This is a genomic window from Sphingobacterium sp. ML3W, from assembly GCF_029542085.1.
Lineage (GTDB): Bacteria > Bacteroidota > Bacteroidia > Sphingobacteriales > Sphingobacteriaceae > Sphingobacterium.
The window spans coordinates 4,531,501-4,556,273 of the sequence record NZ_CP107036.1 but is presented as its reverse complement, the minus strand read 5'-3'; the positions used below and the strand labels follow the sequence as shown (position 1 = coordinate 4,556,273).

Annotated in this window: 19 protein-coding genes; 12 read left to right on the top strand and 7 right to left on the bottom strand. The window is 37.5% G+C overall.

What is annotated here, in order from left to right:
* Positions 1-134 precede the first annotated feature (134 nt).
* The 3 genes from OGI71_RS19245 to OGI71_RS19235 all read right to left on the bottom strand — a co-directional run bounded on the left by OGI71_RS19245 (position 135) and on the right by OGI71_RS19235 (position 4,027).
* Positions 135-1,280, bottom strand: a complete 1,146-nt coding sequence (locus tag OGI71_RS19245) for a hypothetical protein (protein WP_282251147.1) — start codon at positions 1,278-1,280, stop codon at positions 135-137.
* A 371-nt stretch (positions 1,281-1,651) separates the two neighbouring features.
* On the bottom strand, positions 1,652-2,581 hold the full coding sequence (locus tag OGI71_RS19240; RefSeq protein ID WP_282251146.1) for a hypothetical protein: 930 nt from the start codon (positions 2,579-2,581) through the stop codon (positions 1,652-1,654).
* A gap of 513 nt (positions 2,582-3,094) precedes the next feature.
* Positions 3,095-4,027, bottom strand: coding sequence for a hypothetical protein (locus tag OGI71_RS19235; RefSeq protein WP_282251143.1), 933 nt, complete (start codon positions 4,025-4,027; stop codon positions 3,095-3,097).
* Positions 4,028-5,640: 1,613 nt separating this feature from the next.
* Here OGI71_RS19235 and OGI71_RS19230 point away from each other — a divergent pair.
* The 4 genes from OGI71_RS19230 (at position 5,641) to OGI71_RS19215 (ending at position 9,899) form a co-directional block, all read left to right on the top strand.
* Positions 5,641-6,333: an outer membrane beta-barrel protein gene (locus OGI71_RS19230; protein WP_282251141.1), complete on the top strand. Its 693-nt coding sequence runs from the start codon at positions 5,641-5,643 to the stop codon at positions 6,331-6,333.
* A 33-nt stretch (positions 6,334-6,366) separates the two neighbouring features.
* Positions 6,367-7,665 (top strand): SUMF1/EgtB/PvdO family nonheme iron enzyme, encoded by a 1,299-nt coding sequence (locus OGI71_RS19225; RefSeq protein WP_282251140.1) that lies wholly within the window; start codon positions 6,367-6,369, stop codon positions 7,663-7,665.
* A 36-nt stretch (positions 7,666-7,701) separates the two neighbouring features.
* On the top strand, positions 7,702-8,754 hold the full coding sequence (gene gldN, locus OGI71_RS19220; RefSeq protein WP_282251138.1) for a gliding motility protein GldN: 1,053 nt from the start codon (positions 7,702-7,704) through the stop codon (positions 8,752-8,754).
* A gap of 185 nt (positions 8,755-8,939) precedes the next feature.
* Positions 8,940-9,899, top strand: a complete 960-nt coding sequence (locus OGI71_RS19215) for a sugar phosphate nucleotidyltransferase (protein ID WP_282251137.1) — start codon at positions 8,940-8,942, stop codon at positions 9,897-9,899.
* A gap of 81 nt (positions 9,900-9,980) precedes the next feature.
* Here OGI71_RS19215 and OGI71_RS19210 read toward each other — a convergent pair whose 3' ends face one another.
* Positions 9,981-11,081, bottom strand: a complete 1,101-nt coding sequence (locus OGI71_RS19210; RefSeq protein ID WP_282251136.1) for a nucleotidyltransferase family protein — start codon at positions 11,079-11,081, stop codon at positions 9,981-9,983.
* Between the two features lie 341 nt (positions 11,082-11,422).
* On the opposite strand from OGI71_RS19210, the gene OGI71_RS19205 reads away from it, so the two are divergent.
* The 3 genes from OGI71_RS19205 to OGI71_RS19195 all read left to right on the top strand — a co-directional run bounded on the left by OGI71_RS19205 (position 11,423) and on the right by OGI71_RS19195 (position 14,986).
* Complete coding sequence (locus tag OGI71_RS19205) at positions 11,423-13,333, top strand: nucleoside-diphosphate sugar epimerase/dehydratase (protein WP_282251135.1); 1,911 nt, start codon at positions 11,423-11,425, stop codon at positions 13,331-13,333.
* 346 nt (positions 13,334-13,679) lie between these two features.
* Positions 13,680-14,276 carry a methyltransferase domain-containing protein gene (locus OGI71_RS19200; protein WP_282251134.1) on the top strand — a complete coding sequence of 199 codons (597 nt, stop codon included), beginning with the start codon at positions 13,680-13,682 and terminating at the stop codon, positions 14,274-14,276.
* Between the two features lie 89 nt (positions 14,277-14,365).
* A complete protein-coding gene (locus OGI71_RS19195) occupies positions 14,366-14,986 on the top strand; it encodes a hypothetical protein (protein ID WP_282251133.1) in 621 nt (206 codons plus the stop codon).
* A gap of 91 nt (positions 14,987-15,077) precedes the next feature.
* Here OGI71_RS19195 and OGI71_RS19190 read toward each other — a convergent pair whose 3' ends face one another.
* Entirely contained in the window at positions 15,078-15,599 is a 522-nt protein-coding gene (locus OGI71_RS19190) for a hypothetical protein (RefSeq protein WP_282251132.1), read from the bottom strand.
* 145 nt (positions 15,600-15,744) lie between these two features.
* Entirely contained in the window at positions 15,745-16,491 is a 747-nt protein-coding gene (locus tag OGI71_RS19185) for a DUF4143 domain-containing protein (RefSeq protein ID WP_282251131.1), read from the bottom strand.
* A gap of 626 nt (positions 16,492-17,117) precedes the next feature.
* On the opposite strand from OGI71_RS19185, the gene OGI71_RS19180 reads away from it, so the two are divergent.
* The 3 genes from OGI71_RS19180 (at position 17,118) to OGI71_RS19170 (ending at position 19,318) form a co-directional block, all read left to right on the top strand.
* Positions 17,118-17,618: a DinB family protein gene (locus tag OGI71_RS19180; protein WP_282251130.1), complete on the top strand. Its 501-nt coding sequence runs from the start codon at positions 17,118-17,120 to the stop codon at positions 17,616-17,618.
* 39 nt (positions 17,619-17,657) lie between these two features.
* A complete protein-coding gene (locus OGI71_RS19175) occupies positions 17,658-18,122 on the top strand; it encodes a DUF1579 family protein (RefSeq protein WP_282251129.1) in 465 nt (154 codons plus the stop codon).
* 287 nt (positions 18,123-18,409) lie between these two features.
* Positions 18,410-19,318, top strand: a complete 909-nt coding sequence (locus OGI71_RS19170; protein ID WP_282251128.1) for a DUF4625 domain-containing protein — start codon at positions 18,410-18,412, stop codon at positions 19,316-19,318.
* A gap of 258 nt (positions 19,319-19,576) precedes the next feature.
* Here the strand turns inward: OGI71_RS19170 and OGI71_RS19165 are convergent, their stop codons facing one another.
* Positions 19,577-20,077, bottom strand: coding sequence for a hypothetical protein (locus OGI71_RS19165; RefSeq protein WP_282251127.1), 501 nt, complete (start codon positions 20,075-20,077; stop codon positions 19,577-19,579).
* Positions 20,078-20,944: 867 nt separating this feature from the next.
* Here OGI71_RS19165 and OGI71_RS19160 point away from each other — a divergent pair.
* Positions 20,945-21,577, top strand: coding sequence for a hypothetical protein (locus tag OGI71_RS19160; RefSeq protein WP_282251125.1), 633 nt, complete (start codon positions 20,945-20,947; stop codon positions 21,575-21,577).
* Positions 21,574-24,753: a SusC/RagA family TonB-linked outer membrane protein gene (locus OGI71_RS19155; RefSeq protein ID WP_282251123.1), complete on the top strand. Its 3,180-nt coding sequence runs from the start codon at positions 21,574-21,576 to the stop codon at positions 24,751-24,753. The genes OGI71_RS19160 and OGI71_RS19155 overlap by 4 nt, the downstream gene beginning before the upstream one ends.
* Positions 24,754-24,773: the final 20 nt, after the last annotated feature.

The following is a 24,773-nucleotide window of genomic DNA, read 5'->3' as shown; positions in this document are numbered from 1 at the left end:
CTTGTGGTTCTATTTTATAATAAACTATCTAAGTCGATTTGTACGATTGTTCTGTATTTTTTCTTCCCGATTTATATTTGAAGTACGTTTATATTAATTATGATACTATTTAGGGGTTAACATTTGACTGCTTATTAATCGCTAAATCTAACACGCCAAGCAACTTTACGTGCAGAATTACTCAAACTTACTGCATTACCTGCAATTACTTTTCCGTTCGCAGAAATTGCGGTTGCATCCGTCAACTTCCAGTCGCCAAAATTTATGTTATATTCGTCCTCCAACAGCTCCTGCAAATTTTTTATACCTGCATTTTCGGTCCATATGAATGCACTGTCTTCTGTTGATCCTGCCGTTGAGCTGCTTCCTACTATGACAGAGCCATTGGATGAAACATCATGCGGCGTGGAGCTAAAAATGCCCCCCGATAGATCCCCGAGACCAACTACTTGCCCATTTTTTAAACGGAATGCCTCTTGACCACTTGAAGTTCTTCCTGAACCTACGATAGAAGTCGCATCTTTCGATATTGCGGTAGGATAACCAGACGTGAAATTACTTCCAACGAAATAGTTGGAGAATCTCGTCGGAATATTGTTCTCCCAGCGGACTGTTTCGGATACTATCACCCCGTTTTGATCTTTAACTAATCGACTGCCCGTCATTATCGATCCATCGCCTGATACAGTATTTACTCCGTTAGCTTCGTTTGTCATCGAGTGTAGATTATCGACATCAAGAGAATGAAATGTACTATTTTGCCAATAACAAGGAAAGAATGATGTTTGGCGATCGCCAGCTGAGCCAACAATTAAATTTCCGAGTGAGGATATTCCTGTCACATTGTTGTTGTATGCACCTCCCTCAAGTATTTCAATTTGATTATTTTCCCAGCGATACCCTCTTTCTTCAAAGTTATACATTACCATTTGCACTAAGCCGGTCCCTACTATTATAGATCCATCAGCCGAAACATCTGCGACTTCCATATCACCAAATACCCAAGGTATCCCACTATTTAGTATAGATTTCATATTGCCGTCTTCCCATCTATAAGCTTCATATATATGATGGGATCCTTTACTTCGACCTACTATGACATTCCCATCAGCCGAAATTGCAACAGCGGTGCTATGATACATCGTTGTCGAATCCAGAACGCCTAATGTTTCAAACAAAGCATCACTTGAGGAGATGGGATTGTCGATATCCCATTGATCGTTTTCTCGACAACTATAACAAATTGTCATTAAGAAAATAGAAAATCGTACAATTTTCATAACGATTTATTGCAGTTTATAACTGCTCTTGTTCAATAATTATGCCATAGTACGTTGCGCATAGTACAGAAGATTTAGGTATAGCTGCTTTATTTACAGTACATTTGCGTGTATTCAAAATAGCATGTAATAGGCGGGAAAGATTAATGAATGTAAGGTAATCAACCGATGGAGTGGTATTATAGGTATACTGTTTGTGGGACAGAATTATTTGGTTAGATGCATTTATACCTTTTTAGCTATTATTACAGTTTGTAAATTGATGATATCCATGTTGAGCTAAAAAACAATGAGCCCACTATTATAATGAGCTCATTATGGCCGAAATTTAAATCAAGAAAGCTAACCACTGTTGTGATCACTATAATATTTTAGAATTTTTGTATTCTGAAAAATCTATCAGTATCAACAACTCCTTCTGGTACTTTTGCTTTTAATTCTTTATAATTATATGATTTAATCAGAATCCATACTGCATACTGATGAATATCTGTTTTGCTTCCTAATCCTGGTAGAATAGTTCCTTCCATTGTAAATTTGTATGTCGGATTAATAAAGGTAGTAGAAGTTATTACAGATTCAAATCTTGTATTTTGAAGTTCCTCGTACATGTCTAATTGTACGATAGGTATGATGTAGTAATTTTTGCCTGCGGACCTTTCTAGTTGATTCCAATCATTTAATGTTATATCACGTTTCAGACCCGAATAGTTTGCTCCTGCCACATAAAAGACTAGATAATCGTACGCAGTGGCTGGGATAGTATACTCGTCAGAAACTGTAGTGAACGTTTTTACATTTGTTCCTTCAGTAATAACCAAATTTTTATTCCAATCAGGTTTTATAAGATAAACAGAAACACCGTTATCGGCATCAGATTTTAGACTTACAGGACTGCCCCAACTTGTAGCTGTTTTAGGACCATAAATGACCATTTGTTTGAGGTTAATATAAAAGTCGCCGATGTTTCCAACAGTTAATGCTGGGGCGGTTTGACCTGAAAGGACAGTTGCTCCTGATGGCCCAGCTGGACCCTGAGGCCCCTTGAGATTAAATGGTTGTCCCCATCCAGTCTGTGTTTTCGGTCCGTATAAATCTCCGTTGACCAAATTGATAAAGAAGTCCCCGTTTACCCCAATGGCTGCGGTAGGCACTGATTTTCCACTGTAAATTTTACTTCCATTGGCTCCATCGATACCTTTTTGACCGGCAAGACCTTGTTCTCCTTGTGGTCCGATAGCACCATCCTTTCCGCACCCGATTAGAAAGAGCGGAATTAAAAACATTAGCAATGATTTCATAATTCTTGTTTTTTAAATTTAAATTACTAAGATAGTAGTATAATTTGATTTATTTAACCGTTTGGTTTTAAAAAAGATATTTTGGATAAGAGAAGTTTACTTGATGATAAGAAGAACCTGCCAAATAATCAAAATGGTTGCGATTTTGGCTGAGAGGTTGTTGTTTGATTTTGAATTTGTCAATAAGGACCTAAATCTTAAAAGTACGAAACCCCATACTATTTTTTAAAACCTATTTTCACGAAGGTCTTTTCAAAATACATATAACGTATGTAGTTCGAAATAATGTTTGCAATTGTAGATAAACTTTGCTATACTTTTAATAGATCAGAACTTTGTTAATGAGGTTAAACGCAATCACTATTTTTCAGCTGTTATTACAGTTTGTAAATTGATGATGTCCATAATGAGCTCAAAAATAACGGGTCCACTATTACATTGAGCTCATTATGCCGAAAATTAAATCAACAAGCTAACCACCTGTTGTGATCACTATAATATTTTAGAAATATTTTAGAATTTTTGTATTCTGAAATATCTATCAGTGTCAACAACCCCTTCCGGCGCTTTTGCTTTTAATTCTTTATAGTTATATGATTTAATCAGTATCCATACTGCCCACTGATGAATAATTTGATTGCCGCCTACTATATCAGGTAGAACAGTTCCTTCCATCGTAAATTTGTATGTCGGATTAATAAAGGTAGTAGAAGTAATTATAGATTCAAATCTTGTATTTGAAAGCGCTCCGGAATGGTCTAATATTATATAAGGTATGATATAGAAATTTTTGCCTCCAGATCTTTCTAATTGCTGCCAGTTGTTTAACGTTATATCACGTTTCAGAGACGACCAACCTGCTCCTGCCACGTAAAAGACTAGATAATCGTTTGCAGTGGCTGGGATTGTATACTCGTCAGAAAATGTAGTGAATGTTTTTTCATTTGTTCCTTCAATAACAACTAAATTTTTATTCCAATCTGGTTTTATAAGATAAACAGAAACTCCGTTTTCGGCGTCAGATTTTAAGCTTACGGGGCTACCCCAGCTTGTAGCTGTTTTAGGACCATAAATGACCATTTCTTTGATGTTAATATAAAAGTCGCCGATATTTCCAACGGTTAATGCTGGGGCAGTTTGACCTGAAAGGATAGTTGCTCCTGATGGCCCAGCTGGACCTTGTGGTCCTTTGAGATTAAATGGCTGTCCCCATCCAGTCTGTGATTTCGGTCCGTATAAATCTCCATTGGTCAAGTTGATGAAGAAATCCCCGTTTACCCCAGTGGCTGCAGTAGGCGCTGATTTTCCACTGTAAATTTTACTTCCATTGGCTCCGTCGATACCTTTTTGACCGGCAGGACCTTGTTCGCCTTGTGGCCCGATAGCACCATCTTTTCCGCACCCGAATAGAAAGAGCGGAATTAAAAACATTAGCAATGATTTCATAATTTTTGTTTTTTAATTTAAGTTACTAAGATAGTGGTATAATTTTATTTATTTAACTGTTTGTTTTTAGAAAAATATTTTGGATGAGAAGTTTACTTAATAAAAAGAAAAAACCGTCCAATAATAAAAATGTTCTCGATTTTGGCTGAAAGGTTGGTGTTTGATTTTAAATTTGTCAATAGGAACCTAACTATTAAAAGTAGGAAATCCCATACTATTTTTTAGAGCCCATTTTTACGAATGTCTTTTCAAAATACATATAGCATATATAGCTCGAAATAATTGTTGCAATTATAGATGGAATTACTATATAGCTGATCGGGAAATTAAAAAATTTTGCGTTTAAAATTTTAAAACTGTAGAAAACAAACATATGAAGAAGATATACAGAATAACTGGCCTCTCCTAAAATAGTTAAAGGTTTATTTAGAATATCTGGAAGAGTATATGTTAATTTATAAAAACCAGTACATATTAATATAGATGCTACTGTGTAAATAAGCCTGTAGTTATAAGAAACCAATAATTGTCTTTCTTTTATTTCCAAAGGGAAATAAAAGATAAAAAGGCCAACTAGAATAAAAATTAACGATACAACATTGGATTCACTTTTGTATTTTAATATCCTTCCAATGGCAATCCCTGAAATAAATAAAAAATCTGATTAAATGGATTCGTATAATTGTGCCAATGATTTTTTGTATCTATAAGGCAAAATGCGAAGTATAACTATACTATTAATGATGTAAGGGTAATTACTATAAAAATTTTTGTATTCCTTTTTGAAAACAAAAGGATAATTGGAAAAAAGCAATAAAATACTAATTCATTTCCAATAGACCAACCTCCAGTAACAATTGCTTTATCCCAAGCGAAAATCCCGAAGAGGCCAGTAATGGTTAAGTATAATAGTTTTTAAATCTGGTTTAACAAAATAGATGGATAAGAGAGTGGTGAGAATAAGTAAAGGAAAAATTCTAAATACTCTTTTTTTGAAGAAAACCTTTATTTCAGAAAATGTAAAATTGAATCGATGCTCACATACATGAAAAAGCGTCAAGCCGCTAAGAATGTAAAATATCGACACACCATAATATCCAAATTTGCTCAGTATACTATAGTCAGGAATAGGAGCTACCATATTTGAATAATGGTAAATCATTATAAAAAAAGCACAAATGCCCCTTAAATAATCAAGGTTATGTAGTCTAGTCATTTCGTTTTAAAAGTAAATAATTTTTTGAGCAATTGGGGTATGATATCAATTATTTTTATTTAATAGGGCGCTCAATGCATATGTATTCGAAATAGCCCAGCTTAAGATAATAAATAAAATTAGCACCTCTCGACGATTGACTCAAGGTCAACAGCTGTTATTGACATTAGGACTTAATATCTAATTTTTGTGCTATTTAGAATTTACAATTTTCGGAGTTTTTTTTATAATAGCTGATATGCCAAGCTAAAAAATATTGGGCAAGTGCCTGATTTGCTAATTTTGGCCTTATTGTTGTTTAACCCCAAGTCGAATACTCGACTTGGGGTTCTATTTTATAATAATTATTGAATCAATCCGTTAAGATTGTAATATTTTTAATACTAATCAACTCACTATGAGAAAAAAACTATTATGTACGGCAGTAGGGATTTTTGGTTTTATGATAGGATCCGTATCAGCACAGTTTTCACGGCCCGTTAGTGTGGGAGCAGGTGCAGGTGTTGCATATAATTTAACAGACCTGGCTAATGTAGAGGCTAAATTCGCTTTTTATGGCGAAGCAGATTACTTAATTAATCCCTTTATATCAGTTGGTCTGCACGGTGAAAAAGGAACATTGAGTGGTAATGGCTATAATAGTGATTTTGAAAATCGATATTTCGCAGGAAATCTAAATGGTAAAGTTCGTTTAGGCCAGTTTATGGGACATGCCGACAACTACAGTTATTACACTTTACAGGCCAACACACTTTCACGTATTCTTTCCAATGTCTATGTCGGTGCCGGCGCAGGCTTAGTGAAAAATCGCATTAAACGTAATATTGATCCCATGTATGTTGATGCAATTACCAATCAAGGTGGTGGACTAGCGGATGATTTAGGTGAAATCCATTTTGTCGTTCCCGTCAATGTAGGTGTTGATATTCCATTCGGGCGTACGCTATATGGTCCACAATGGGCAATCAACGTCAACTACCAGCATACGATAACAACCAATGATAATCTTGATGGCATAAAGAACAAAAGTAATGATCAATATGGTTTCGTATCCCTAGGGCTTAAATATGCGCTTTTCAATCGGAAATAAGTAAATCGAACAACCTAATTTAATTAACGAATAATGATAACGATAATAAAACAGATCTATAAAAATCGGCTGTTGGGTTTTGGTGCTTTGGCACTTTTAATCGGTTTCTCTGCCTGTAAATCGAACTCAGCAATCTACAAAGCACCTAAAGTAAATGCTTTTCGAGGGGGTAAGCTCCCAGCGCCTCCGGGTATGGTTTATGTTCCTTCAGGGACTATACTTTTTAAAGGCTCACTTGATAGCGGCAATGTCGGTAAAAATGTAAGTGTAAGTGCATTTTTTATTGATGAAGCTGAAGTAACAAACAAACAATATCGTGAGTTTGTTAACTGGGTAGCAGATTCAGTTGCTGTAACGGATTACCTGCAAGATGATCAGTACTTTTTGGAGATCGCAGGTGAACAGGTGGGGCAGCGAAGAATTAACTGGGCAAAGGTTAAAAAAGTATCTCCTTTATGGAAAAGTAACGATCCCAGTATCCAAGAACGCATAGCCCCAATGTTGGAAATGCGTGGTAACCGCCGTGCACTCAATCCGGAGGTAATTAAATATCGCTTCTCCTACTTACAGTCTAAAGGCAATATGAAAAAAGCCTATGTGACGGATTCTGTTGTGGTAATGCCGGTGGAAGATATCTGGACAAAAGATTTTCCAAATGCGCAATTAGCCTCCTTAGATGCAAATTATTTTACGCATCCTTCTTTTGACTATTATCCTGTTGTAGGTGTGACATGGCGGCAGGCGCGGGCATTCACAGACTGGCGTGCAAGCGAAATGGCTTCAACAGTCTTGAAAAACTCTTACCTGAACGGTTATCAGCTAAGCTTAAGCTTACCTACTGAGGCACAATGGCAATATGCGGCTTCTGGTAAACTGGATCCACAGGATACAATTGCCGGTTCCCGAATGACAATTGATGGTACGGAAGGTAAAAAGAAATTGGCCGTCAACTTTAAACAGGGGGATGGTACGTACTCCCGCGATGGCGCGACATTCACCTTACCTGTTAAATCGTACATGCCTAATGCTTTTGGTGTGTACAATATGGCTGGAAATGTTTCGGAGTGGACGCTGGATGCATACAGCCCATCTGCGGTGGTATTTGTCAATGATCTTAATCCGGCATTGCTATATGATGCAGATGCAAAAGATGGTGATGCACTTAAACGGAAAGTTGTACGTGGCGGTTCATGGAAAGACAACGGCGAGCAGTTGAATAGCGAGACACGGAATTACTCGGTGGATTACGAACCGCATTCTTATATTGGTTTCCGTTGTGTGATGTCTGCATTCGAGATGCCTACAGTACAAAGTAAAACACGTAAGTATTAATTCAGACTGTAAATTATAAAATTGATAATGGAAAAGATGAAAACAATAATAACAGTTACCATGGCATTGATAACTGGATCATTGTTCGCTCAGCAAGAAACAACAATAGATACAGTTCCTAGGAAACAGGATACCTTAAATAATATCATGTCAGCGGTGCCAGTGGTTTCGGGGGAGGTGAATCCTGATACCATTCCCACAACAGATGGATTTTATCAGGCAAACAGTATGGAAGATGCTGTGCCTTTTGCTTATCCTGAGGTGAACAAAAAAAATATCCGTTTCTACAAACGTGTATGGCGTGATATTGATCTAAAGGATGAAAAGAACTACATCTTAGCTATCCCCGGAAACTCCCTGATCGAAGTGGTAATGAAAGCGATTGAAAAAGGGAAGCTTTCCCTTTACAGTCCCGATGATGATTCTTTCAAAGGTCGTTTAAGTGCACAAGAGGGAATGGCCCGATTTGCGGATAGTGTATTGGTTCCGATCTTCGATGGTGAAGGAAACCAGATCGATTCTAAGATGGCACTCAACGAATTTGATCCAAGTCGGGTGACTAAATTTCGAGTGAAGGAAGATATCTTTTTTGATAAACAACGGAGCAGACTAGAGACGCGGATTATTGGTGTTGCCCCATTAATGAATATTACCACATCTGCGGAATTAGCTGAATCTGTAGGGGCAACCCCTGCTTTTTGGCTGTATTTCCCTCAATTGCGTTACAGCCTTGTACAGGTGGATATTTCCGATCCGGATAAAGGGCTCTATGATATGACCATGGATGATTTCTTTGTACAGAATAAATTTGCTAGTACAATTGTGCGCGAATCATCACCGGGGATGTTGCAGAATTTAAAAGAATCTGAGAATGGTGGACAATTATTAGATGGTAGGAAAGTAGAGGAGAAGTTGGACGCTTATAAAAAGAAATTATGGAGCAATCCAAAGGGTGTTAAAGCCGAGGAACTGGAAGGAAGTCAATCCAACCAGAACGAATCGAAAGAAAGGCAATCGAAGCTAGAACAGCATGAAGAGGGAAAAACTGAGAGTTCGGGAAATACTAAAGAGACTGAAGAAAAGCTCTAAAGCAAAGAATTAGGTATTGAAAGCGAGTTAGGTCTATCCGATAGGCTAACTCGCTTTCTTCGTTTAAATTTCATGATTTATTAATACCGGGAAAATGGAATTGGTATAAACATTGTCAATAAGTTGATCAGTACAACTGAGGTAACTCTTTTTTATCAAAAAATCAATTTAAACTAACAGAAAAAATGAGGGATATACAAACGGATCAAAAGCCAATTTTGGTCATCTTGGCTGCCGGGATGGCAAGCCGTTACGGTTCCGCAAAACAGGTCGAAAGTTTTGGCCCATTTGGGGAAAAAATCATCGACTATTCTATTTATGATGCAATACGTGCTGGTTTCGGCAAGGTGGTTTTTGTCATTCGCGAAGAGTTCACGGAAGTGATGAAGAATAATGTTGGTGATAAGTTGCCCGATACAGTCGAAGTGGATTATGTGTACCAAAACTTTGATTTAAGTAAGTTTGGTGTGGAACGTATAGTTGAGCGTCAGAAACCTTGGGGTACAGGACACGCGGTAATGAGTGCCGAGGAAGCAGTGGATCGTCCATTTTGTGTCATCAATGCCGATGATTTTTATGGTTATGATGCATTTCAAAAGATGGCAGATTTCCTCAATGAAAGAGCCAGTGATCAAGAAATGGCTTTGGTTGGGTTTGAAGTGGGAAATACCTTGTCTGACTTTGGTTATGTGTCCCGTGGTGTATGTGAAGTGAATGAAACAGACCATTTACAGAGTGTGACCGAACGAACAAATATTTATCGTAAGAATGAACATATCTTGTATGTACAGCAAGAGCAAGAAACTGTATTGCCTTCTAAGACGCGAGTTTCAATGAACTTTTGGGGATTTACACCGAAGATATTTGAGGTGGCACGTACATTATTTCCCATTTTTGTTGAGCAGAACTATGGAAATCCAAAAGCCGAATTCTTTATTCCCGATTTGCCGGATTATATGGTAAAGCAAGGTTTAGCTAATTTTTCTGTATTACCTACAGGTGCGAAGTGGTTTGGGGTAACTTATAGGGAAGACAAAGAACAGGTACAAGAGAGCATTAAGCGGTTGATCGATGCGGGACATTATCCACAACGCTTGTGGCGGGTAAAGAAAGTAGTAGACGAGAGTATCTACTTAGATTTTTAATATCGTTATCATTTTAAAAGCGTATTTTCCTACAGAAAGAGGAGTACGCTTTTTTGCACCGTGAAACAAACCCTCCGAAAGCTAATCGCTATCTTTACCTAAAAATTTTGAATATGTATGTATGAGTGGAAAAGCAATGGCTTCTTCTGGAGCATACTTGACATACCGTTTGAAATTTTGCCATAGACGTTTGGGTGAATCTGGACGAGCAAAGACTCTGGGCGACTTGCTGCTCGCAAAACGTTCATCATTAAACCCAAAATTTCCGGAATACCAAACTTCGTCGAGCATCCAGTCGGTTTCAAGATTTTCGGGATAAGGAAAGGGTAGTTTACTTTTGGGAAGGCCTAGGTTTTCAACTAAAACTTTATGTAAAAGATGGATCCATTTTAGAATGCCAGTTTTCTTATAAATTTCTTGCAGCGCTACTTTGTTTATCTGGTCGGATACGACAAAATAAAGCCTGGCGGAATCACAGAATTGACGTAAGCCTATTCCATAGGTAATTAGATGCTTTAAGATATGAATGTTAACCTGGAGCAATTGTAGCTCTGGAGCTAATAATCGCACTGGTACATCATTTATGGATAGGATTTGCTGCTTTGACTTATATTCTCCCAAAAGTCTATTGAGGTACCTTCTTTTTAGTGGACTACGAAAATCAAACGTTCTTTTATGGTGCTCGATGTGAATACCTTTGTAATTATAGTCTAAACTAAAGCCAGCTGTATCCTGAAATTTTAGCTGATTTTCTTTTAAATAGTTTCTTGCTTTTGCATAACCGTCATCTTCGAAGCAGAAATCAATATCCCCGCTAATCCGATGATTGGGCACTCGGTAATAGGACGCGACCCCCTGTCCTTTTTGTAATATAGGACGAATGTTATATGCACTAAAAGCGGTAAATAGTTCTGCGATGACACGATCCATTTTTGCATTATGCCTTTCGATATGATCTACACGCACAGCCCATTTTAATCGCAATGACTGTGGTGGAAGCTGGCTTTCCTCTAGTAATGCAAAACTATCATAAATTAAACCTTCTATTGTATGGTTGATGGCATAACGATGGATTTTACTCCAATCTTCTATCGTCAATGGTTGTTTTAAATATAAAGCTCCCTCCCCCCATAAACCGATCCGCAGTAATTGAAAAAATATATCCCTTAGTTGATTGTCCATTTAGATCTTCGCAAAAACAATTTGTCCAAAGATAGTGATTTTGAGCGGTACTCCTAGGGAATTGAAGTTCCAGATTGAAGTGAATAATAGTAATTTATTATATAAAAGTACAAAGTTGACATCCGTATTAAGCAGGTTTATTTGTCATTTATTAATCTTTTAATTTAGTAATTTCGCGGACGCATAATTTTTTGAAAATATGTAACTACCAGGACTATTTTAGGTACGATAAATGTACTGATATAGCACAAAGGATATTTTTAAAATATTTAATTAGTGAAAGGGATACTTTTTAATCGCAAAATGCGATTAAAGTATATAATATTCTATATATAGTTTAAATGAGTAATTTATGGAAAGAGGGCTTGTCCATTAACAAGCCTCGTTGGATAATTTTGCTGTTGGACATGATTATTGTCGCTACAGCTTTTTTTATCAGTTATATTCTTATATTCAAACATAGGGGTGGGGTAGAATTTGGTGACATGGCCAGGCAGGCACTACTTGTCTCCTTAGTTTATTTAATCTGGTTTTGTATTTTCGGCACATTTAAAGGAGTCGTTCATAAGACTGGGATCCGTGAATTACAACGTATTGTCCTAGCTATTGTCCTGGCATATTTTTCCGCTGTTTTCATCTGTAAAGTAATAGAATGGTGGTCACCCACCTATGATGATATACTCCCTTTTTCGGATACACAGCTTCTTTTTCATGCATTAATAGCTGGCTTCGGCATGACCTTCAGCCGTGTGCTTTATCGTGCCTTGTACCACGAACTGATGTGGGGCAATAAAGATAACCGTATTCCTGTTATCCTTTTTGGTGCTGGGAATATGGGGAATACCACGTTTCACTTTATCCATACCACGTCGCGTAATAAATACCGTATTGTTGCTATTATGGATGATAATCCGCATCGGATCGGTAACCGAATCCAGGGCTTTAAAATTCATGACATTAATGCGTTAAATAAAACCTTTGTACAACGGTACGGAAATGCCTCCGAAATTATTATTGCGGTGGATGACCGTAAACCAGAGCGCCTAAATAAAGTGTTTAAACTCGCCGAACCGATTCCATTAATTGTTAAGATTATTCCGGATACGGCCAGGCTCTTGGCGGGAGAAGTTGCAACCAGACAGATCCGGAGCTTACGCATTGAAGATTTATTGGGACGTAAGGCGATCGACTTGGATAATCCTGCGATTGCATCGGAGATGAAAGGGCAAATCGTACTAGTAACCGGAGGTGCCGGTTCGATAGGTGGTGAACTGGTGCGGCAGCTAGCCCATACTGACCTAAAACAACTTATCGTGGTGGATCAGGCTGAATCCGCTTTATATGATATTCAACAGGAACTGAGTAACAGCATTCATTTTCCCCGTTGTACCTTTATAGTGGGGAATGTTCGGGATGAATCTTTTATGGATACCTTGTTCCAATTTTATAGACCTACCTATGTTTTCCATGCAGCGGCTTATAAGCACGTGCCCTTAATGGAGGCAAATCCTTACGAATCAATTTTAACGAATGTCTGGGGATCTTACAATGTAGCAACGTTGGCCGATAAATACCATGTATCCAAATTCGTGATGGTCTCTACCGATAAAGCAGTAAACCCTACAAACGTCATGGGTGCGACTAAGCGTGTTGCCGAAATTGCGATATCGACGGTCAATATCAACTCGAAGACGAATTTTATTGTAACCCGTTTTGGTAATGTATTAGGGTCTAATGGTTCAGTAATCCCGTTGTTTGAAAAACAGATGCTCAAAGGGGGACCGCTCACCATTACAGATGAAAATATAACGCGCTATTTTATGACCATACCTGAGGCTTGTCAGTTGGTGCAGGAAGCGGCTGTTATGGGCAAAGGCGGTGAAATATTTGTTTTTGATATGGGAGAACCTGTTAAGATTATGGAATTGGCTAAGCAGATGATCCGACTCAAAGGATATAATTATCCCGAAGATATTGATATTAAAGTTGTTGGTCTGCGCCCTGGGGAAAAAATCTTTGAAGAGCTTTTGGCCAATGGCGAGAATACGGAGAAGACCTATCATGAAAAGATTATGATCGCTAAGGTTAATACTCCGGACTTAACATTGCAGAAAGCACGCGTGGAACAATTATGTACACTTGCGAAAGCAGCTGATCCAAACCAAGATAAAATGCGCTTGGTACAGCTGATTAAAGATATTGTACCTGAGTATCGCTCCCAGAACTCTGTTTATGAAACATTGGATAAATAAAAAATAGACCAAGCATTTGTGTTAAGTTTAAAGTCTTTAGTTTTAGATGAACGCTAGGTACTATTGCACAATAAAACAGAAAATCGTAAATTAGAGGACACTAATATGAATGCCCAGAATGGATAATAATCCACTAGAAATATCAACATCAAACCACGACCAAGTATTAAGTACATATTCAGCTGGAGATCCTGAACATCCCAATTGGTATATCTACGAATATGAAAACCATCGAAAGATACTCGTAGAAATAGACCCTAAATCGGGCAAAATACACTTTCTTAGGCAACTATGATTGTTCCCTTGCTCTTCAGCTGGGGCTATTTAATCCTTACAAACGAAACAAATGGTTTTTAAATTATTGCGATCCGACGTGGATGTAGATGACGGTACATTCAACGGTCTTTATTCTCCAAAAATTAGAGAGCTTGCAGCACGTCATTGGACTCCTGTGGATGTGGCTAAGATGGCTTCACAATATTTAGTTGAAAGCTCAAATGACAAAGTGTTGGATATCGGTGCTGGTGCCGGCAAATTTTGTTTAGTGGGGGCAGCCTGCACAAATGGTAGATTCTATGGTGTCGAACAACGGGAATCGCTCGTCCGCATTTCCAACAATCTGGCCAAAAAGCATGATATACAAAACGTGGAATTCATTCATGCTAATATTGATCAGGTCTCTTTCGAAGACTACGATGCATTCTATTTCTATAATTCTTTTTATGAGAACCTGGATCAATCCTGCCCAATCGATAATTCAATACTTCCCAATAGGGACCTCTATTATACTTACACAAAGTACCTCCGAGACCAGCTCCAAAAAATGCCTATCGGAACGAGGGTGGTTACCTATTGGAGTGGATGGGACGAGATTCCATTAAGCTTCAATATGGAGTACACAGCATGTAATGGCTTGCTGAATTTTTGGAGAAAGAGTATATAATGCTTTTATTTTTTGGTTTTGTAAAATTATCCACGCTCGGATAAATATTTATTGTTACCTTAGCATAACCGGCAATAAATGAGTCAATTATGATAAGGCGTTTCTTTTTATTAATTTTTGCTTTGGCCATCAATTTAGGCCTACAAGCACAAGAAAAATTCGATCCAGTAGCTTGGCGAGCTCCTTATGATCTTAGCCTTGATGGATGGGGAATAGAGCGGTTTACGATACCCGTAGACTTTGCAGCTAAAATTCCCTATAAAGGTGTAGAAGATGTTCGCTTTACGACCGGATGGAGCAAGCCTCAGAGTGATGAGTACTGGTCTTATGCTTTCTTGTGGTATGTAGAAGGCCAGCAGGTACTCGATTCAAAAACAATTGAAAATAATCTGTCTATGTATTTCGATGGACTTGTGCATCGTAACATAGAAAAGCGCGCCCTGCCAAAGGAGCTGATCAAGAAAACCAAGGCAAAATTCAAGAAATTAGCCCAGCCTCAGGGAGAAGATGAATTGACCTTTATCGGTACAATTCAAATGGTGGACTATATGGGCAAGCAGCCTATCACATTACAGTCAACAATACATGTGAGAAAGTGTCCCGGTAGTGGCCACACAATTATTTTTCATCAGTTTTCACCCCAGCAGCGAACTGCTCTTGTGTGGACAAAGCTAAATGGATTATGGGACAACTTTCGTTGTTCTGAATAGCTCTGTTTTATTATTCGACACGATGTCTAAAACATCATTTTGCATTGATAAATGGAAAGCCTAAACCTCAGTATATGACTTTCGTGATCGGTTATTTCCAGTCAATTGAAATATCTTTAAAGTCTACAAAATAGGGTTCTCCCGCCGAATGCGAATAACCGAATTTAAATAATTTGATCATTTTCACGGCCGGAAGTATCCCTTCGAACGTATAGGTGCATTTTATAGGTACATCCGTATTCAGTTGAATGGCTGTTAGGTAATCTGAAGCACCATTGGTGAATGATTTTAAACGATATTCATTGCCATCAATATCTATAATTGACCTAACGTCTGAATTGATATACCAGTTGGCTGCCGAGGTAGTCAGAACAATAGTACATGTAACAGTCTGAGCCTTTGAATCCCCTTCGACTTTTGTTAATTTAAAAAGAATATTATCCGTCGTAACGTCATTGATTGCTTTGCCAATTTTTAATGAGTTTTTTAGGTATTCATTTTCAGCTTTGGTTTTCTCCAATGTAGCCTTTATTTCTTGGCAATCTTGCTGTGCTAAAGAATTTGTGGTTATACCCAAGATCAGAATACTAAATAAAGATAATCTTTTGAACATGTTTCTTTGTATTAGATGAATAATTGAGTTGCTTATTAAAGATACAAAAGGATTCTGATTATTGGATATATTTTTTATTTACCGAATGAATTATTGATTCACTTCGAGAGCTATGGAAAACCGTACCGATTTTAACATTTTTCCTTCAGTATTTTCTCCATCGGTTAGTTAGAAAACTTCGTAGGTCTACGGCTAAAATTCCGTCAATGGTGTTTCCTGTAAACGAATCCATGGTAATGACCATCTTTGGGTAATTATCGTTGATTTTTTGTAGGTTGCCAAATTCCCGTTCTATAGTTTTTTCCTCCAAAAGTGATAGGGCTACTTGAAGGTATAATTTTTCACCATTTTTTTCCGCGATAAAATCAATTTCATAGGAAGATAAAATACCAATTTGGACGGTGTAACCTTCAGCCAGTAAATGATTGTGAACAATATTTTCCATTAGTTTTCCCATGTCTTGTAGCCGATATCCCCAAAGTGCGTTACGAATACCTAGATTCTCAAAGTAATACTTCTCACCGATTTCAAAGAGGCGTTTTCCTTCAATGTCATATCGCTTTACTTGATGAATTAAAAAGACATTTATTAAATGCTTGATGTAAACTTGAACTTGATTTGGAGCCATATTGATCTGTTGCGATTTCAAAAAATCGCTAATCTTTTTTGCGGAAAATAGGCTTCCGGTGTTAGAGGCTAGAAAAAATACAAGCTGCTCTAAGAAGATGGTATTTCTAATGGAATACCTATTAATAATATCTCGAAATACAATAGTTGAATAGATGTTTTTTAAATATTCAAAGACAATCTCATCCTCTAAAGGCAGATGTTTTAAGTAAGGTAATCCACCGTATTTTAAATATTTTAACAACGTGCCTTGTGAATCTTCCAAATTTTGGAACTGCAAGAATTCGTTATAGGTAAGGCTGTAGACACTTATTTCTATAAAAGGACCACTCAATTTTCCCGCAATATCGCCAGAGAGCAGTTCTGCATTGCTCCCTGTACAGTATAGATCAATATTTTGATGTAAAAGTAAATAAAGTTAAATATAGATAGAGTTATAATTATGTTTATAACTTTTCTAAAATTTTACTTGTGTTATAGATATGATTACAGCTGTTTGTCTTCCAAGATTTTTAGCTGCATGCAGCAATACATTTGAGAAGGTATCGCTTTACAGACCATACCATTATTTTCCATGAGTTTTCGCCGCAGGAGAGATCTGCACGGGTATGGTCAAAGTTGGTGGACTGTGGAATACTTTTCGGTGTTCGGAATAATTTCAGAGAGGCTTGTCAATTTGGCTGGCGGCATATTAAATTGCCAGAGCTGTGGCTTTCCCAATTGCTTATTTCCAGTCTATGGAAATATCTAAATAGTAGAACTTTAAGTCAAAATATTTACTATATTTAATAGAAGAAATAACCAAGCTTCTGAAGAAATGCCCTTCTTCTTGAAGAAAGTAGAATTCATCCTAATTTGTAAGTTTTATTGATTTAAAAAAATAAGAATGCCATGAGTTTAAATACATCAATGACAAACAGCGTTGAATACAACGTTTGGGTTGTGGAGCAATTGGTCGGTTGGCTGAAAAACTACTCCCATGAATTGTTGCAGAAGGAATGTCCATCCAGTTTTAGTAGCATTGCAAAAACACTGAAACATATTAGTGATACTCAATTGTACTGGTCCTCGATGATCCGTGAAACGCCAATACCAAGTTTTGAATACATCGCCAAAACGGTGGATATCGAAAAAGAAATGGCCAACTTGGTCAATGAGGCAAAGCTTTTGGCGGCGTATGTAAAGGAAAATACTGAAGCGATGAGCGAACCCTATTTAATAGAATCCCAATGGTTTTCGTCAAACTTCCCCAAGTATGAGTACCTCCAGCATTTATTAATCCACACAACCTACCATCGCGGGCAAATAGTTACTATTGGGCACAATGTAGGCGTTTTAAAAGCACCCATGTTGGATTATAATTTTTGGAATGTGATGCGGCAGCAAAAATAGCGATACTCCGGAGCTAATTTGGAGATAACGGAAATAATTATGAAGCTAATAGATGTAAATAATAAATACATTGGACTTTGGAAAGGCAACCATCGGTTGATCCTAAGCTGGTTGCCTGATCCTAACTTTGATTCGATATCAAACTTAGCTATAAAAGCCGTTGCTAATAGCAAATTTTTGAAGCTTACTTATGATTGGCATCATGAAGGAGTGGCGCAAGAAGGGATGCTATTAGTGGGTAACAACAATGAACAATCCGAAGTTACAGCATCATGGATTGACTCATGGGGCATGGGTCGAAAGATCATGAACTGTTATGGTACAATGAATGAGGTGGGAGATATTTCTTTAAGGGGCACTTATGAAGTACATGATAATCCCGATTGGGGTTGGCGAATTGACATTCCATTACCTACTGATAATAGCCTTCAGATAAAAATGTACAATGTCTCGCCAAATGGTGAAGAATTCCTAGCCGTTAATGCAAATTATTCGCCTGTTTAACGCAAAGCATCAACAAATATTCGCTAATTAAGGTTCAGCGGGGGCGGTCAACACCCCCTTATCATCGGTCGATGTGAAGAGGAGTTATCTATTATGGATAGAAAAGTGTTTTCTTGTGATAAGAAATATCGGATAGTAGTAATTTCGTCCGCTTTTTTGTGATAATGTTTGGATACTGCAAATCAAAGTTAAGGTATCGGATTAGCCTCTATTAATGCAACTGTATTGCTTTTGATTATATATTTATTATATTTGCAACCATATTGCATTTAAAAAAACAATACCATATGATCAGACCAATAAAAATTATCTTGGCATTTATGTTCACAGCAGGGCTATTTATATCCTGCAAAAAGGATGGGGAAGTGCCCGAGGTTACTCAGCCAAAGACTGAAAATGTAGAAATCGGTTATGCAAATAATAAGCAGGCGATCAGAGGACGAGATTTCCATTTTAATGCGGATCTCCTTGCTGGAGACAAAATCGAATCTGTTCAAATCAAGATTTTACCAAAGGCTGGGGAGACCTATACCTCATCATGGAAGATGGAAATTGCATGGAATGAGTTTAAAGGACTAAAAAATGCCAATGTACATAAGCATTTTACCATTCCATTGGAAGCACCCGAGGGTAAATTTGATTTTTTCTTCATTGTAAATGACGAAAACGGATCGAAGCTGGAACTAAAGGATGATTTTCAGATCTTCGATGCGGCTAATATGCCTGTCGATCCTATCGTAGACCGTGATATTTTCTCCCGAAATGACGAGATGATCTATTATATGAATACCTATGTCGAAAACCCCTTACTTTTCAAAAAAGGGGATAAGTTTACAGCCCGGGCACAGATTAAGCAGATACAAGGTGATGGTATCTTATATACAGCATTGATCAAACGAACGCTGAATTATTTTCCTGAAACCATAGATAAACTTGACTTGACAAAGGCAATCATTATATCTAAGGTGGAGCATAAGGATTTGGGGCCAGCATCTAAAGTCAATACGTATAAGTTGGTCGATGGAGCACTCAGTGGTGACGATATTATTATCGGTGCGGAGAAAGATGGCTTGGGTAGTCAAATTGCCGGCGACAGACAATGGCAATCTGCTCAGTACAATCTTGTTATTTTATATAAAAATACAACTTTTAACATGAGTACCTTTAAGTCTATTCCCATTACAATTAGGTTTTAAATCAATAGGCCCTTTAATATAAAAAAACTCCCCTTGCATCGCCCGATGATAGGGGAGTTACCTTTTTTATTAACCTAATTTTATGAAAAGTATTTTATTGAAATTCAAGGATGATTTAAAATAAAGCCTCCAGATGTAACTCAGGAGGCTTAGTTAGAGTTGGTTTTACTTTAACCGGCATTACTAATATAGTAATAAGAAATTTAATATCAAAGTTTTTGAAATTTGTTTTTGGTTAATGTTTATTCATCACTTAGTTTACTTGGAAGGTATGATTCCAATGATTGGACGTGGACCATCACCGTAGAAATAGTCGAAGAGAACTGCTGGTTCAATTCCAAATGATATAGCAATTGCGCAAGCTTCGTATGCATATAATCGGTCAAACTTATTATCAAATAATTCGTTTAAAGTCGTTTCCTTAATTCCAGAAGCTGTCACCAGTTCTAGTTTAGAATTAAAATAGGATCCCAATAAGTCTTCTAGTTTGTTTTTTGAAGATTTAATAGATTTTAGTTTGATTGATGGAATCGTCTTAAAGAATAGATCGCAAATTGTTTTTAAATCTAACTCTAAGGATCTTATAACGTTAAAAAAAGTTTTCGCAGTTAATTTTGCAGTTTCCTTTTCCAAAAGCCAGTCTATGGCCTCCATTTTCTGAGAGAGTACTGGGAGATTTTTATATTTTTCATTTATGTAGCCTTTTAAAAAAGAACGAAATGAAATAGTGTTGTAAAGTTTGTAATCAAGTTTTATCATATTAATTTTTAAAAACGAGGATTTTCTTGTTTTTTAATTTAAACCTTTGTATATTTGTTATGCAATCAGTTAGTCTGATTAAGTCTCGAGCACGAAACGGCAAATTTCAAATGACACGGGACGTAGGGTTTGCGCACCCCCACACTTTTTGTATCTTTACAACAAGTAGGGGTAAGCTCCCTATTTGAAGCTGTGTTTAGGCTCTTTGCCGTGCCCGTGCTCAGTGGATAGTAGTGGAGCTTACCTCTTCTATATTTTAGAGGAGCTTCCTTTTCTTTCCCACGAGACTCTTTTTAATAACCCAGCTATTAAATTATGAAACAGCTAGAGTCAAGAACACGTTCATCATCGCAACGACAGATCAAGTATCCTAGTCGGCAGCATGCAGTAATCCTGTTGATCAAGAATAAATATTGCCCTCCGGGGTAGTATCAAAGAGCTTAAAATCAACAATGACCGATACCATATGGTGCCGGAATGCGCGTAAAAAAGCCTGTAAGGCCTGCTTATTGCATTAACATTGTTGGTTTTACCGACCTGTTTTTTTCAAGATCAATGCCCGACAATTGCGCTATCCCTGTTTCTTTTATTTTTAGCAGCTTAAAAGTACGGATTTTGCAAATCATAAGCAAAGATTCTAAAAAATAAATATAGATTTTCTATAAGAAAGGTCGGTTTTTCATTTTCTAACTTATGCGGTATCGTCTATATCTATTCACATGTAACTGTCTTGCACCGCATCTGAGAACCTATTAATAGTTCTATTATTTACTGGAGTGACCTAAGCAAGGCTTAGGAACCTGGAAAAACTGATTTAACTCGGAAGGGGAAGCGATGTGTTTTGGTCACTCTTTAAACACCTAAAAAATGAGAAATATTTTTGGGGCAGGAGAGGTCTTGCCCAATCCGAAGACAATCAAACTGTATAGTGCCCTACTATCTATCCTATGCTTAGTTTCTATGTTTAGTTTATCGGCTCAAACGCCCCGCAAGGACAGCGGGGCCGATGGGCCTAAGCCTAAAAAAGTGGTGTTGCGTGTAGGCAATGATGTGCCTAAGGACTTTTGGACTCGCAAACATCTCTTCTTTCGTAATGGAGATACTGTCTCAGCAACACTGGAAAAATATAAGGGAAAAATATTAGTGTTGGATTTTTGGTACTTAGGCTGCAGGAGCTGCTTACTTGATCAGAAGGAAATCGCAAAAGCGAAAAAAAAATACAAAGATCGTCTAAACGTAATAATGGTCAATAACCTTCCAAACTGGGACAATATCGAAGCGTTCAAAAAATTCTATAGAATGGAAAGATACAGGGATTTTGGAATGGACGACTTTGAATCTATTATTTATGATAGCTACCTGTATGATCTGTTTGATTCATTTGCATACCCTATGTATGTGTGGATTAACGAGGACGGAGCAATACGTACGATAACTGGAATGAACCTGTTGGATGCCCGCTTTCCCATTTCATCTAAAGAGGAAGGAGAACGATTATGAAATGGTATTTCGTATTGTTCTTTTGCTTGCCATTGGGGGTAAGTGCGCAGGACATTCTTAAGGGAGTTATTAGCGATGAAATGGGAAATGTGATTCCCAATGCAACCATTCTCGCAAAACAAAATAATTCAATAACGAGTTCGGATCAATATGGTCAATTCAGCATACCTGTTAATGTTCTTCCTATATCAATTGTAATTAAACACCAATCATACCAACATCTTGACACGGTGATTTATAAAATTGATGGTAGTACGAAGTTTAAATTAAAGAATAAGACGAATGTGCTGCAAGAAGTATTGGTCAACACGGGCTATCAATGGTTGCCAAAAGAACGGGCTACCGGCAGTATCGTGCAGCTGGACAGGGAACTGCTGACAAAGAGAACTTCCTGGAGTGTATTGCAGCAAATGGAAGGACTTGCTACCGGCCTTCAGTATGACAATAGGTCGGGAAACGCACAGCTCAATATCCGCGGATTGGGATCGTTCAGTTCAATATTATCAAAACCATTGATTGTCGTAGATAATTTTCCTTTTGAAGGTGATATTAACAATATAAACCCAAATGAAGTAGCGTCAATTTCCATTTTGAAAGATGCAGCAGCAACCTCTATTTATGGGGCAAGAGCTGGTAATGGTGTCATTGTGATTAATCTCAAAAAGCCAAATATTGCTAATAAGTTGGATGTATCATGGGATTATTCGCTCACACAAAAACCAAACATTGCTTATCAACCAACGATGAATAGCAGCGATTTTATTGATGTCGAAATGATGTTGTTTGAAAAAGGCTTCTATAAAGCGTCACTTCAAAATGTAAATAACAGGAATATTGTGTTCTCTCCCGTTGTATTGTTGTTAAATCGTGTTGCTAAAGGAGAAATATCTCAGGAAGAGGCTTCCAAAGCCATTGATCAATATCGAAAGACAGATTATAGAGATCAGTTGCTGGATGGCTTCTATCGCATGTCAGTGAATAATCAATTGAATATGGGCTATAGTTTTGGAACTGAAAAAGCACTGACTCGAATTGGATTGGGATATAAAATGACTCTTCCAGCAGCTAAGGGGAATCAAACAGATCAATTGAATTTGCGATGGAGTACCCAGTTTAAAATAGGGGAAAAGCTCAATATCACGCCTGGTCTTACTTATACCAAAACCTTAGGAAAGAATCGGGGCTATAATCCTAGCTACCCGATTAGCATCTCCGGTGGAAAATCAAACTTGTATCCTTATGCTTCATTGTTTACCGATGATGGCACAGCGCTGCCGATTGCTTATCAATATAATCCCGTATTTCTCGACACAGTAGGCAATGGAAACCTCTTGGATTGGACTTTCAGGCCTTTGCAAGAAGCAGATGCTATTCAGGTGGACAGAGATGCTAAATATATGGCATTTGATATGCAGTTTAATTATATAATAGGAAATGGATGGAGGCTTTCGGCATTATATAATTATGAGAATGAAACGGCCGATAATAAAACGATCTATACAGAAAACGCATATTATTTTAGAGATCTATATAATAAATTTACGGTTCAAGACGCAGGGAAGTTGGTAAATAATCTGCCTAAAGGACAAATTGTCGATTTTAATATTGGCCAGATGACTAGCCATAAGGCAAGGGTACAAGTCGACTATTCCAAAAAATGGGGGCTGCATGACCTGGTGTTTCTACTAGGCGGAGAGCTTTCTGATCGATTGGCAAATACCAAAGGTTCGCGTGTATATGGTTTTGATCCGAATACACAGTTATCACGCCCCGTTAACTATTCGAATTCACTGCAGACTTATCGGAATTATTTTGGCTTACAAAATATTCCTTATCTCGACCAATTTAGTAAAAGAAACAATCGTTTTATTTCCTTGTATTTTAATGGAGCCTATACCTTGATGGATCGCTATATCTTAAATGCTTCAGCCAGACAGGATGCGTCTAATAATTTTGGTAAACAAACCAATAACCGATGGAATCCATTATGGTCTGTTGGAGGTGCATGGCTCGTAAACAAGGAGCATTTTTTGGCGGATTTAACTTTCCTGGATAATATGAAGGTGTCATTCACCTATGGTTTTGGCGGAAATGTTGGGGGTAATACTGCTCTTTATCCGTTAATTTCTAACGCAAAGGCAGTTTCATACTGGATTGCTAATCAGCCCTATGCTCGCGTCAGTTCATTGGCGAATTCGAAGCTAAAATGGGAGCAGGTGCAACAGACAAATTACGGGCTCTCTTTCTCGCTGTGGAAACAAAGGTTGACGTTTTCCCTCGAATATTATAAGAAGGTCTCAACAGATTTACTTGCTGCAGATAATATCGACCCAACGCATGGTTTTACAAATTTAGAAAGGAATGTAGGTAAATTGAGTTCTAAAGGTGTTGATTTTCAGTTGGGCAGCCAGATTTTACATGGTGATTTTAAATGGAATGGACAATTCCTTTTTTCATATAATAAGAATAACGTAGATAAGTACAATGGTGGCAAGTATACTTCGCCTGCTCTCGTATCGAATTCAGGAACAACAAATCGCCCTATGGAGGGATACAGCCTGTACCCTGTTTTTGCCTATAAGTTTGAAGGTCTAGATGGGCTGACAGGTGATCCTCTTGGAATATTGGATAATGAGACTTCGAAAGATTATAGCAAATTATTAAATGTACCTAATCGTGAACTACGTTATTATGGCACGGGATTACCCGTATTTTATGGTTCATTTAGACACGCATTGCAATATAAAGATTTTGGATTCTCATTCAACATCTTGTATAAAGGAGGACATTATTTTCAAAAATCTACGATAATGTATGCTAATCTTTTTAATTCTTGGGCAACTCATGCTGATTATGAATTGAGATGGCAGCAGCCTGGTGACGAATTGAAGACTACTGTTCCATCCTTGATCTATCCGGCTAATTCTTCGCGTGATAGTTTTTATGCCAATGCTGAACCGAATATTTTGAGAGGAGATTTAATCCGCTTACAGGATGTGCAGTTTAGCTATGATTTAAAAATTAAAAATATGCGCTATCTCAAAAATATACGCTTGAATCTGAATGCTTATAATATGGGTATCCTCTGGAAAAAAGCAAATACGCCTTTGGATCCGGACTATTCATTTATGCCTCCTGCCAGAACATATTCTGTTGGATTAAATATGCAATTTTAATATGAAAAAATCATTTTACA